General features: G+C 62.9%; 9 protein-coding genes. 1 reads left to right on the top strand and 8 read right to left on the bottom strand.

What is annotated here, in order from left to right; all coding sequences use genetic code 11:
• Window positions 1–4: 4 nt before the first annotated feature.
• The 4 genes from NCR40_RS02275 to NCR40_RS02260 form a co-directional block, all read right to left on the bottom strand.
• Window positions 5–1,219, bottom strand: a complete 1,215-nt coding sequence (locus tag NCR40_RS02275) for an efflux RND transporter periplasmic adaptor subunit (RefSeq protein WP_250508610.1) — start codon at window positions 1,217–1,219, stop codon at window positions 5–7.
• A 526-nt stretch (window positions 1,220–1,745) separates the two neighbouring features.
• Window positions 1,746–3,269 carry an efflux transporter outer membrane subunit gene (locus NCR40_RS02270; RefSeq protein ID WP_250508609.1) on the bottom strand — a complete coding sequence of 508 codons (1,524 nt, stop codon included), beginning with the start codon at window positions 3,267–3,269 and terminating at the stop codon, window positions 1,746–1,748.
• Window position 3,270: 1 nt separating this feature from the next.
• Entirely contained in the window at window positions 3,271–6,459 is a 3,189-nt protein-coding gene (locus tag NCR40_RS02265) for an efflux RND transporter permease subunit (RefSeq protein WP_244827161.1), read from the bottom strand.
• Window positions 6,460–6,477: 18 nt separating this feature from the next.
• Window positions 6,478–7,797, bottom strand: coding sequence for an efflux RND transporter periplasmic adaptor subunit (locus NCR40_RS02260; protein ID WP_244827160.1), 1,320 nt, complete (start codon window positions 7,795–7,797; stop codon window positions 6,478–6,480).
• Between the two features lie 453 nt (window positions 7,798–8,250).
• Here NCR40_RS02260 and NCR40_RS02255 point away from each other — a divergent pair, with 453 nt between their 5' ends.
• The gene (locus NCR40_RS02255) at window positions 8,251–8,967 is read left to right on the top strand and encodes a TetR family transcriptional regulator (RefSeq protein ID WP_244827159.1); all 717 of its coding nucleotides are present in this window, start codon (window positions 8,251–8,253) and stop codon (window positions 8,965–8,967) included.
• Here the strand turns inward: NCR40_RS02255 and NCR40_RS02250 are convergent.
• From NCR40_RS02250 to NCR40_RS02235, 4 genes are all read right to left on the bottom strand, one after another.
• A complete protein-coding gene (locus NCR40_RS02250) occupies window positions 8,914–9,705 on the bottom strand; it encodes an SRPBCC family protein (RefSeq protein WP_250508608.1) in 792 nt (263 codons plus the stop codon). The two genes, NCR40_RS02255 and NCR40_RS02250, sit on opposite strands and share 54 nt — an antisense overlap.
• Before the next feature lie 85 nt (window positions 9,706–9,790).
• Window positions 9,791–10,168 carry a DUF427 domain-containing protein gene (locus NCR40_RS02245; RefSeq protein ID WP_250491846.1) on the bottom strand — a complete coding sequence of 126 codons (378 nt, stop codon included), beginning with the start codon at window positions 10,166–10,168 and terminating at the stop codon, window positions 9,791–9,793.
• A 151-nt stretch (window positions 10,169–10,319) separates the two neighbouring features.
• Window positions 10,320–10,802: a peptidase associated/transthyretin-like domain-containing protein gene (locus NCR40_RS02240; protein WP_250508607.1), complete on the bottom strand. Its 483-nt coding sequence runs from the start codon at window positions 10,800–10,802 to the stop codon at window positions 10,320–10,322.
• 331 nt (window positions 10,803–11,133) lie between these two features.
• On the bottom strand, window positions 11,134–12,651 hold the full coding sequence (locus NCR40_RS02235; protein ID WP_244827155.1) for a DegQ family serine endoprotease: 1,518 nt from the start codon (window positions 12,649–12,651) through the stop codon (window positions 11,134–11,136).
• Window positions 12,652–12,839: the final 188 nt, after the last annotated feature.

Genomic DNA, 12,839 nt, shown 5'->3' with positions numbered 1-12,839 from the left:
GTCCCTACGCGCCAGCAACGGCTGAAGCAGCCTTCGCGGGAGCGGCGGCCTGATTGTCGGAAGAAGGCTGCGTGGAAGGCCCGGGCGACTGAACCGTCACCGCTTTCACCGGCATGCCGGGACGCACCTTCTCGATACCCTCGACGATCACCCGGTCGCCCGCCTTCACGCCGCTGTCGACGACCCAGTTCTGCCCGACCATGCCGGAGGTCACGAGCTCGCGTAGCGCGACCTTGCCGTCGGTATCGACGATCAGTGCGATTGGCGTGCCCTTCTGGTCATGCGTGACGCCCGTGACAGGCACGACCAGCGCCTGCGGATTCACGCCCTCTTCGATACGCGCTCGCACGAACATGCCGGGCAACAACACGCGATCCTTGTTCTCGAACACGGCGCGCACGGTTACCGAGCCGGTGGACGGGTCCACGGTTACATCGGAAAACTGCAGGCGGCCTTGTTCGGGATAGACGCGGCCGTCTTCGAGAATCAGCGAAACCTTCGCGGCGTTCGGACCCGACGCGGTAAGACGCCCTTCCTGAATCTGGCGGCGCAGCTTGAGCCCGTCGAGGCTGGATTGCGTGAGATCGACATACACCTGGTCGAGCTGCTGCACGGTTGCCATGAGCGTGGCTTGCGCCGCTTGCACGTAGGCGCCCGGCGTGACCTGCGAGATGCCGATCTGGCCGGTCACGGGCGAGGTGACATCGGTATAGCCGAGGTCGATTCGCGCGGTCTGCACGGAGGCGCGAGCCTGTGCCACGTCGGCGGCGGCCTGACCGGCCGACGCGACAGCGTTGTCATAGTCCTGCTTGCTTACCGCGTTCGCGGCGACCAGTACCTTGTAGCGCTCGGCTTGCGCATTGGTCGATGCAAGATTCGCCTCGGCCTTCGCAAGCGACGCTTTCGCGCTGTCCAGCTTGGCGATGTACGGCGCCGGGTCGATCTTGTAGAGCCGCTGACCGGCCTTGACTAGACTGCCTTCGGTGAATTCACGGCGCAGCACGATGCCATCGACGCGCGCACGCACTTGTGCATCGATGAAAGCGCTGGTGCGGCCCGGCAGTTCGCTCGCGACGGGCACCGCGACCGGCGCAAGCATGACGACGCCGACTTCGGGCGCATGCGCCGGCATGTCCGGATGGTTTTCACCGCATGCGGCCGCTAGCGTGACGACCGACAAAGCGCAGATGAGGCGGTATGGAATCCGTTCGAAACGCATGGAGCGACGACCTCTGTGGTTACCGGGATAAATAGATGAATAGATACGCACGTCCTCGGTCGAGGACGGACGGAAAGAACGTCGATGCCAATCGTCTTTTCGGGATACCTAATCTTCCCCATTGAATGAAGCCTGTGGCCAGGAAGCGCTTCGTCGATTGCAGCCCATTTGCAGCCATTCGCAGCCGATTCACATGCAATCGCAACTGATTTGCGTGTCGATTAATGCCGATACGCACGCAGTTGCACAGGAAAGCTGACATGCCTTCAGCACGCAGGCACGTTGGAGGATGCCGATTATAGTTAGCGCGTCGATCAGTAACGCTAAACAAAGGTAATAATTTGCTGAAATTTGGCACGACCTGTCATCGCGCGACGCGTTTTCCCGGTACATTCAGTGTCACGCCGCGACGTGGACCATGGACGAAAAAAAGCCCGACACGAGGTCGGGCTCTTCACTGCATCATCCCACTATCAACCATCACGGACAGCTTGCGAAAGTGACTACCGAGCGCAACTTGCGAACCTCAACTCGCCGCGTCGGATGCTGCCTTCGGCGGAGTAGCCGAGCCGAAATCCGTGGGAGTGTCGGCCGGACGCGGGGCATCGCCGGAATGCTCGATCCATCCGCCGCCGAGATACTGGTACAGATCGACGAGGTTGGTCAGGCGGTTCAAACGCGCGCTGATGAGCGTCTGCTGCGCGTCATACAACGAGGTCTGCGCGGTCAGAACAGCGAGATAGCTGTCCACGCCATTGCGATAGCGCAGGTCCGACAACTCCAGCCGCCGGCTCTGCGAACTCACGAAGCGTTGCAGGGAGCGAATCTGCTCGTCGTACGTGCCGCGCGCGGCGAGACCATCGGCCACTTCGCGGAATGCCGTCTGAATGGCCTTCTCGTAGTTGGCAATCTCGATGCGCTTCTGCACGTTTGCCAGATCCAGATTGGCGACGTTCGTGCCGCCCTCGAAGATTGGCACGCTGATCTGCGGTGCGAACGACCACGCCGCCGAACCCGGCTTGAACAATCCGCCAAGCGTGGGCGAGAGCGTACCGAAACTGCCCGTCAACGAAATGCGCGGAAAGAACGCGGCCCGCGCCGCGCCGATGTTCGCATTGGCCGCAAGCAAGCTCTGCTCGGCCGCCGCGATATCGGGACGGCGCGTGAGGAGGTCGGAAGGCAGACCCGCCGGAATGTCGGCGAGCAAGTCCTGCGCATCCAGCGGCATGCCGCCCGGCAGATCGTCCGGCAACGGTTCGCCCACGAGAAGCACGAGACCGTTTTCCGCTTGCGCACGCAGACGCGCCTGCGACTGCAGATTCGCCTGCGCCTGTTGCACCACGCCCTCGGCCTGACGCAGATCGAGTTCCGAACCCGTACCGTTGTCGAACTGCAGCTTGGTGATGCGATACGACTCCTGCGCCGTCTTCAGCGTGTTCTGCGTGACGGTGAGCAGATCGTCGTAGGCGAGCATGGTCAGATACTGGTCCGCCACCGAAGACACCAGCGAGATTTCCGCCGCCTTGCGCGTTTCCGCGAGCGAGAAATACTGCGCGAGCGCCTGATCCTTCAGGCTGCGAATCCGCCCGAAGAAGTCGATTTCCCACGACGCATTCACGCCCACCGAATACGTGTTCGAGATGGTCTGATCGAAGAACGACAGGTTGCGCGGCGTGCGCTGCTTGCTTTGCGAGCCAACCGCATCGAGCGTCGGAAAGAGGCCCGCGCGCGTGATCTGATACTGCGCGCGCGCCGCATCGACGTTGAGCATCGACACGCGCAGATCGCGGTTGTTCTTGAGCGCGAGTTCGACAATACGCTGCAGACGCGCATCGGCGAAGAAGTCGCGCCAGCCGATATCCGGCGCGGTCTGCCCGCTCGCGCTGCGGCTCTTGTCTGCCGCGCCTTCGGCAGTCGGCTGCGTGGCGTACACGCCGCCTTCCGGGAACGTCTGCGTGACGGGCGCGGCCGGCCGGTCGTACTTCGGCTCGAAGGTGCAGCCCATGGCCACGAAAGCCACGGCGGCTGCGATCAACGAAAGTTTTAGCATTTCAATGTCCTTCCTTGCCAGAGCCCGCGGGCGCGCCGCCATGCGGACCTTCGATATCGCCGCCGGACGAACCCGGTGCCGGCATGTCCTTGCTCTTGCTGAACTTGCTGATCACGACGAAGAACATCGGGATCATGAAGATCGCAAGGAAGGTCGCGGTCAGCATCCCGCCGATCACGCCGGTGCCGATTGCGTGCTGGCTCGCCGAACCCGCGCCGTTACTGATGGCAAGCGGCATCACGCCGAGAATGAACGCGAGCGACGTCATCAGAATCGGACGCAGCCGCAGACGCGCCGCTTCCATCGCGGCTTCCACCGTCGACATGCCCTGCATGCGCAACTCACGCGCAAACTCGACGATCAGAATGGCGTTCTTCGCGGACAAACCCACCGTAGTCAACAGGCCGACCTGGAAGAACACGTCGTTTTCCAGACCGCGCAGCGTCGCCGCGAGCAGCGCGCCGAGCACGCCGAGCGGCACGACCATGATGACCGAGAACGGAATCGACCAGCTTTCGTACAGCGCCGCGAGACACAGGAACACGACGAGAATCGAGATGCCGTACAGAATAGGCGCCTGCGAACCCGACTGACGTTCCTGATACGACAGCCCCGTCCATTCGTAGCCAATACCCGCCGGCAACTTCGCCGCGATGGCTTCGATGGCCGTCATGGCCTGACCGGTCGACTTGCCAGGCGCGGCCGCACCCTGGATTTCCACCGCCGAGATACCGTTGTAGCGCTCGAGCTTCGGCGAACCGTAGATCCAGTCGGTGGTCGCAAAGGCCGAGAACGGCACCATCGTGCCCGAGGTGTTACGCACGTACCACTTGCCGATGTCTTCCGGCGACATACGGAAGCGCGGCTCGGACTGCACGTACACCTTCTTGATCCGGTTATCCACGTCGAGGAAGTTGTTCACGTACTGCGACGCCCACGCGATCGAGAAAGTCTGGTCGATATCGGAGATGGAGACGCCGAGCGCATTCGCCTTCTCGCGGTCGATGTTCACCTTGAACTGCGGCGTGTCGTTCAGGCCGTTCGGACGCACCTGCGCGAGCACCGGGTCTTTCGACGCCATGCCGAGCAGCATGTTGCGCGCTTCCATCAGCTTCGCGTGCCCCACGCCGGCGCGATCCTCCAGCTCGAAGTCGAAGCCCGACGCGGTGCCGAGTTCCGGAATCGACGGTGGATTGACCGGGAAAATCATCGCGTTCTTGTAGGGCGCGAAGTGCATGAACATCCGGCCGACCAGCGCCTGCACCTTGTCGTTGCTCGCCTGACGCTGCGCGTAGTCCTTCATCCGCACGAACACGAGACCGGAGTTCTGGCCGCGACCCGCGAACGAAAAGCCGTTCACCGTGAAGACGGATTCGACGATCGCCTTCTCGTCGTTCAGCAGATAGTTCTGCACGTCGGCGAGCACACCGGCCGTGTATTCCTGCGTCGAGCCGGACGGCGCCTGCACGAGCACGAACATCGTGCCCTGGTCTTCATCGGGAAGGAACGACTTTGGCAGGCGCAGGAACAGCATGCCCACTGCCACGATCACGACCAGATAGATGATGAGCCAGCGCCCCGAGCGCCGGATCACGTGCTGCACGCCCTTGTGGTACTTGTCCTGGCTCTTGTTGAAGTTGCGGTTGAACCAGCCGAAGAAACCCTTCTTCTCGGGCTGATGCCCTTCCGGATGCGGCTTCAGAATGGTCGCGCACAGCGCCGGCGTGAGCACCAGCGCGACCATCACGGACAGCACCATGGCCGCCACGATGGTGAGCGAGAACTGCCGGTAAATGGCGCCGACCGAACCGCCCGAAAACGCCACCGGCACGAACACCGCCGACAGCACGAGCGCCACGCCCACCAGCGCGCCCGTGATCTGGTCCATCGCCTTGCGGGTTGCGTCCCGTGGAGACAAGTGCTCCTCGGACATCACCCGCTCGACGTTTTCCACCACCACGATGGCATCGTCCACCAGCAAGCCGATGGCAAGCACAAGGCCGAACATCGACAGCACGTTGATGGAGAACCCGACCGCCGACATGATCGCGAACGTGCCGAGCAAGACGACCGGCACGGCGATCGTCGGGATGAGCGTTGCCCGCAAGTTCTGCAGGAACAGATACATCACGAGGAACACCAGCACGATACCTTCGATCAGGGTCTTGACCACTTCCTCGATCGAAAGCCGCACGAACGGCGTGGTGTCGTACGGATACTTCACGACCAGCCCGTTCGGGAAGTACTTCGACAGTTCGTCGACCTTCTGGCGCACGAGCTTCGCGGTGTTGAGCGCGTTCGCGCCCGTTGCGAGCTGGATACCGAAACCGGCCGTCGGCGCACCGTTGTACTTGGTGTCGAAGTTATAGTTTTCGCCACCCAGATCGATACGCGCCACGTCCTTCAGGCGCACCTGCGAGCCATCCTGATTCACCTTCAGCAGAATGTTGCCGAACTGCTCGGGTGTTTGCAGAAGCGTCGCTTGCGTGATGGTCGCCTGCAACATCTGCCCCGGAACAGCCGGAGTGCCGCCGAGCGAGCCCGCCGCCACCTGCACGTTCTGCGCGGTGATGGCGGTCTGCACGTCGACCGGCGTCAGACTGTAGTTGGTGAGCTTGGTCGCATCGAGCCAGATACGCATGGCGTACTGCGAGCCGAACAGCGTGACCGTACCCACACCATCGATACGCGAAAGCGGGTCCTGAATTTTCGACGCCACGTAATTCGCGAGGTCGTACTTGTTCATGCTTCCGTCCTGCGACACGAACGCAAGCACCAGCAAGAAGCTGCTGCTCGACTTCGTGACCTTCGTACCGAGCTGCTGCACGACCTGCGGCAGCAATGGCGTCGCAAGCTGCAGCTTGTTCTGCACCTGCACCTGCGCGATGTCCGGATTCGTGCCCGCCGCGAACGTCAGCGTGATGGTGGCCGTACCCGAGTCGTCACTGGTCGAGGACAGATACAACAAGTGATCGAGGCCGCTCATCTGCTGCTCGATCACCTGCGTCACCGTGTTTTCGACCGTGCTCGCGGATGCGCCCGGATACGTCGCGCTGATCTGGATGGCAGGCGGCGCGATCGTCGGATACTGCGCGATAGGCAGCGTGAAGATCGACGCCATGCCCGCCAGCATCAAGATAATCGCGATCACCCACGCAAAAATCGGGCGATCGATAAAAAACTTTGCCATGAAACAGGCTCCCTGTTATTACGCGCCCGATGCGGCCGATGCCGGCGCCGCTTGCGCGCCGGATGCGTTGCCCGAAGCTGCGCCCGGCGCGGCTGCGCTCGGGCCCGTGGCGCCGCTCGCGCTGTTGGCGTTGTCGGGTGTCGCGCCCGCGCCGGATGCCGCCGGCGCCTGACCGGCCGCCGCGCCCGAGGCCGGCTGTGCGGGCAGTTGCGCCGCGACCGGCTTCACTTGCATACCGGGCTTCGCCTTTTCCACGCCGTTCACGATCACGCGGTCGCCCGGATTCAAGCCACTGTCGACCACCCAGTTGTTGCCGAACGTGCCACCGGTGACGAGCTGACGCAGTTCGACCTTGTCGTCCTTGTTGACGACGAGCGCAGTCGGCTGGCCCTTCTGGTCATGCGTGATGCCGATTTGCGGCACGACGAGCGCCTTGTCGTTCGTGCCTTCCTCGATACGCGCCCGCACGAACATGCCCGGCAGCAGCACGCGATCCTTGTTGTCGAAGATCGCGCGCACGGTGACCGAACCCGTGCTTTGGTCGACGCTCACATCGGAGAATTGCAGCTTGCCCTGCTCCGGATAGACGCGGCCGTCTTCCAGCACCAGCGACACCTTCGCCGCGTGGATGCCCTGAGTCTGCAAACGCCCGTCCTGAATCTGACGACGCAGCTTGAGGCCGTCGACGCTCGATTGCGTCAGATCGACGTAGATCGGGTCGAGCTGCTGCACGGTGGTGAGCAGCGTCGCCGCGCTCGCCTGTACATACGCGCCCGGCGTGACTTGCGACAGACCCGTGCGGCCGGTGATCGGCGAGACCACGTCGGTGTAGCCGAGGTTGATCTGCGCGGTATCGACGGCGGCCTTGCCCGCGGCGACATCGGCGACGGCCTGGCCTTGCGCGGCCACGGCGTTGTCGTAGTCCTGCTTGCTCACCGCATTGGCCGCGACCAGCACCTTGTAGCGCCCGGTCAAGGCGTTCTGCGACGCGACGTTCGCCTGCGCCTTGGCGAGCGTCGCCTTGGCGTTGTTCAGTGCGGCGATATACGGCGCCGGGTCGATCTTGTACAGACGCTGACCTTGCTTGACTTCCGCGCCTTCGACGAACTCACGGCGCAGGACGATTCCATCCACCCGCGCGCGCACTTGCGCGACCAGGAACGCGTTCGTGCGGCCCGGCAATTCGGCGATGACCGGCACGCTGGTCGGCTGCACGGTGACGATGCCCACTTCGGGCGTTTGCGGCGGAGGTGCTGACTGTTTTTGTCCGCAGGCAGCCAGGAAAACGGCAGCCGTCGCGGCGGTGATTAAGCGGAATGGAACCCGTTCGACGCGCATGGAGCGACCTCTGTCTAAGACTGAGAGTGAAGTTGGGTGCGCGACGGCCTTCCCCGGGCGATGCCGCGCACAAGCGTCGCAAGACGCTGACCAATAACCAAGCAGTGAGACCAGTGAGCGCAACGACCGGCCAGTGGCCGGCTCGCTTGCCTGTATTCCTGCCCGTGCGCGGCGCTATGCAAGCGCCGCCGATGGCCAAGAGGACGGCCAGAACGGGCAATCGAAATGAAAGCTTGGTCGGATAGTACTCGCCCTCTCCAGCTTGGGCTATCGGTCGACGGGTGGTATTGTATATACATTCACGAATGAATGTAAAAAACTGAGACAGCGATCCGTCGGCAAGGCGTAGCGAAATCGCCTCGACGGAATCGATTACGTTCGACGAACCTTCGACAACCGGCCTTCGCCCGGTCGAACAGCAAGGCAGGAGCAGACGGCCAACGGCCGCAGAATATGGTCAGACGAACCAAGGAAGAAGCACAGGAAACACGCAACCGCATCCTCGACGCGGCGGAGCGCGTCTTTTACGAGAAAGGTGTGTCGCGAACGACGCTCGCGGATATCGCGCACGCCGCGGGCGTCACGCGCGGCGCGATTTACTGGCATTTCGCCAACAAGGGCGACCTCTTCAACGCCATGTTCGACCGAAGTCTTCTTCCGCTCGACGAACTCGTGGAAGCAACGCTCGACGGCAAGGAGCCCGACCCGCTTGCGCGCATCCGCGAAATCTTCATCTGGTGCATGCGCAGCATCACGGCCGATGAACAGCGCCGCCGCGTCTTCGACATTCTGTTTTTGAAGTGCGAGTTCGTCGAGGAAATGGGACCGGTGCGCGAGCGCCATCAGAACAACATGCGCGACGGCATGGAGCGCATCGAGCGTGCGCTGCGTAATGCCATCGAAAAGAAGCAACTGCCGGCGGCGCTCGACACGCGACGCGCCACCACGCTGTTGCACGGGCTTTTCACCGGCATCCTGCACGATTCGCTGATGCTGCCTGGAAGCGTCGATCCGGAACACGACTCCGAAGCCGTTATCGATGCCTGCTTCGACGCCTTGCGGTGCAGTCCGGCCTTGCTCAAGAACGCCGGATACCCCGAGCGTTCGATGCCCGCCTCATTGCAGGCCAACGTACTCTGCGAAGAACACAAAGAGTCCGACGCAAACTAGCATCGCGAGCCACGCCCAGGCGGGCAGACCGAACACGCGCGGTGCGCCCGCGCCATCGCGACTACGGCGCACGAGGCCATGCGCGGCCAGACGATGACGCAGCACATTGGTCGCGGCGCCATCGCTGGAGGTTCCGCCCATCGCGCGAGCGGTCGCGCCGCCGCGACGCGAGAACGCCGCCGACATCGAACCCGGTCGCAAGAAGAGATGCCGGCGCGGCACGGCTCCCTGTTCCGCACGCGCCGATGGCAAACCGTATTTCGCCCGCACGACTTCGCAGAATTCGGCGAAAAAGTCGTCGGCTGCTTCGTGCAGCGCGTTTTCGATCTGCCGTGGCGGCAATGCGGCGAGCGGCCCCGAAACCGTCGCCCAGACCGTATATTCGATCCACGTGTCCGCGCCACCGTCCTCCGCGTTCACCGCGACGGCTATCTGACCGCGCAACGAACCCACGCCTTCGCCGCGGGCCTTGAAACTGAGCGTGCTGGTGTCGTCGTCGATTTCTTGGCTTTCGTCGGCCTGCGCCAGACGCCTGCGACGAGCAATGTGCGCGCGAATTTCGTAACGCGCGCGCAAGGCGCCGATCGGCATGACGAGCGTCAACACGTACTCGCCGCTCGGCGTGAGCGTAAAGGACTCGCAATTATCGAGACTCGCGCGCAACAGCGTGAGATCGCTCAACGCCGCCTTCACATGCGCCGGATCGAGCGGAACGCGCAACGCTTCGGTGACTTCCATCCGCTTCTCCGGGCAAGGACCGCGATCTGGCTATTGCGTTTCGGCTCGCGCGCCTCGAGTTCGGCGCTTTTATTCGACGCCCTGCCTAGGAAGTCACGTCGATACGATCGACGCGCGATGGATAAAACGCGAGGTATCCGCCGATCTGCCGCGCGCTTTCGAGCGGCGCCTCGTAACTCCAGGCGGCGTTTTCGACCGGACCTTCCTCGGTCATCAGATGGTAGTGCGTGGCCTGCCCCTTGAACGGACAGTCCGATGTATGGATGGAGCGTTGCAGGCGCGCCATGTTGACGTCGGCGCGCGGGAAATAGTGCACGTCGTCGGCGCCCGTTTCGGAAAGCGTCACGGCTTCGTGCGTGTCGGCGTAAGTGACGCCCTGGTGAATCACGCGGCAGCGCCGTCCGTTCGGCGCGATCTCGATCCGATGCGCCGCTTCATGCCCGTCGTTCAGATCCGTGCTCATCGTGGGCCCTCCGGCCTCTGCCGAATTTGCGAGGCGCGTTGGACGCCTCGTCACCAAAAAAAGCCACGAGCGTGCTGCCCGTGGCTTCATTATGAGACAAACTCTGGTCGCCGGGTGGACGGGATTTCGCCCGGACCGGCGGGAGTTATCGTTACTGGATGCTCCAGTGAAACGCCGCCTTCGCCTTGCCCGGTCCGGAGACATTGACCGACTGCTTCTTCTCCTGATCCTTGTACTTGGCGTAGACCGTGTAGCTGCCCGCCGGCAGCTTGACAAGCATGTAAGGTCCCATGGAATCGGTGCTCAGCACTTCGCCGCCTTTGCCGCCGACGATCCGCACGTGCACGCCCGACAAGTAATCCGCGGTTGGACCCGTAAAACGCAGCGATAGCGGCCAATGCGCTTGTTCGCGCTGCAAGGCGTGCGATTCGTCGAGGCCGACGCCGCCCGACGTGTAGGACACATCGCCTTGCTGTTCGATCTGCGGCAGTCCGCCGCCGTTTTCGTTGCCCGCGCTCGACGTATCGCTCGTGCCGGCGCTCGATGCTTGCGCCCATGCGCCGCCTGCCATTCCAGCCGAAAGCGCCGTCGCCAGCAACGCGGTCGCCAGTTTTCCCGTGGTCTTGCTCATCATTATGTTGGCTCCTTTATTCGATGCCGCGGCATGCGAACACACCGACGACGCCACGCCCGATGCGTCTTTTCCACGCGATGGGGCACCGAGTGGGGTGTGGAGCATGCTTTGTGCCTGCGCGTTCGGGCGGGGGGTTGTTGATCGTGCGGTGGGACGCGCTTGGTGGAGTGATCCGAAAGCCATTGCAGAACGTGCTATCCATTGCGTGTTCGGAAAAGCACGCCGGACGACTCAGCGACGCTAAGCGCCATTCATGCCGCATGCGCAAGCGCGTTTCGGAGCGACGCGAACACGCCACTCCGAACCGCATGACGCGCATCGACGTACACCATCAGCCAAGATCGACCGGCACGAAAATCTGCGCATTGTCCCGCTGGATCAGCAGCGCGATGCTGTCGCCCGCGTGCGAGATCATCGTCTTCAACTGCTGCGCCGTCGTGACGGGCTGGCCATTGACCGCGAGAATCACGTCGCCTGCCTGAATACCCGCATTCGCCGCCGCACCGTTCGATTGCTGCACGAGCAAACCGCGCGACACCGAGCTTTCCTGCTTCTCTTCCGGCGTGAGCGGGCGCACCGCGACGCCGAGGCGCGCGTCCTGTGCGGCGGCGCCGCCATCGTCGTCGCCCTTCACGTCAGCGCTTGCGGTCTTGGCGTCCTTCAGCGCGCCGATCGTCACGGTCAGATCCTTCGCGCTCTTGTCGCGCCACACCTGCACCTTCGCCGATGTGCCCGGCGAAAGACCCGCGACTTGCGACGGCAACGAGGTCGAATCCGTCACCTGCGTGCCGTTCAGCGAAAGAATCACGTCGCCAGGTTGCAAGCCAGCCTTCGCTGCCGGTCCGCCCGGCTCGACCGAACTCACGAGCGCACCTTGCGGCGACTTCATGCCGAACGAATTGGCGAGCGTCTGATTCAGCCCTTGCACCGTTACGCCGAGCCGGCCGCGATCGACGTGACCCGTTTTGATGAGCGCGTCCTTTACCTTGATCGCCTCGTTGATCGGGATGGCGAACGAAAGCCCCTGGAAACCGCCCGTCTGCGAATAGATCATCGAGTTGATGCCGATGACTTCGCCTTGCAGATTGAAGAGCGGCCCGCCCGAATTGCCCGGATTCACCGGTACATCGGTCTGGATGAACGGCGTGTAATTCTCGTTGGGCAGCGCGCGCGACTTCGCGCTGATGATGCCGGAGGTCACCGTGTTGTCGAAGCCATACGGCGAACCGATGGCAACCACCCACTGCCCGACCTTGCTGCCGTTGGGATCGCCTATTTTCACCGTGGGCAAATCTTTCGCGTCGATCTTCAGCACCGCGACGTCCGATTGCTTGTCCGCGCCAACCACCTTCGCCCGATATTCGCGCTTGTCCGTGAGCTTGACGGTGACGACATTCGCGCCATCGACCACGTGCGCGTTGGTGAGAATGTAGCCGTCGTTGCTGACGATGAAACCCGAACCCAGCCCTTCGCTCGGACGGTCCGCGCCGGGACCCGCGCCATCGCCGCCGCCCATGCCGGGCACGCCGCCATAAAAGCGCTTGAAGAACTGATAGAACGGATCGTCGGGGTCCATCGGCACTTGATTCGCGTTGCCGCGTCGGGCGGATGTTTGCTTCACGACATGCTTCGCGCTGATATTCACCACGGCCGGACCATAGGTTTCGACGAGGCCGGAGAAATCGGGAACGCCGGTCTTCGCCGCGGCTTCGGCAGGCATCAGCGCGGCTTGCGCGGGCGCGATGACCTGCGGCGCAGGCACGTTGTTATGGCCGGCCACGTAGCCCGCCGACAAGGCAACGGCGACCGCTGCTGCGACGGCGCTGCGTGTGAGAATCTTCGCTTTCATCGTGTGTGCTCCTGACGGGTTGCGCTTGAGAAGGCGCCATTGGATGAACGAAGATTACGGGGTGTCGCTTAAAGCTTTCTTAAGGTGCGTAAAAATGCAAAAAGGGCGGCTACCCTTTCGGATAGCCGCCCTGCTTACTGCCTTATCGATGCTTCGTGCTTCTGGTTTGGTCTCGCTCGCGAACCGCG

The sequence above is a fragment of the Caballeronia sp. GACF4 genome (assembly GCF_023631025.1).
Classification (GTDB): Bacteria; Pseudomonadota; Gammaproteobacteria; order Burkholderiales; family Burkholderiaceae; genus Caballeronia.
Note: the sequence above shows the minus strand (reverse complement) of the source record. Positions and strands in the feature narration are given on the sequence as shown.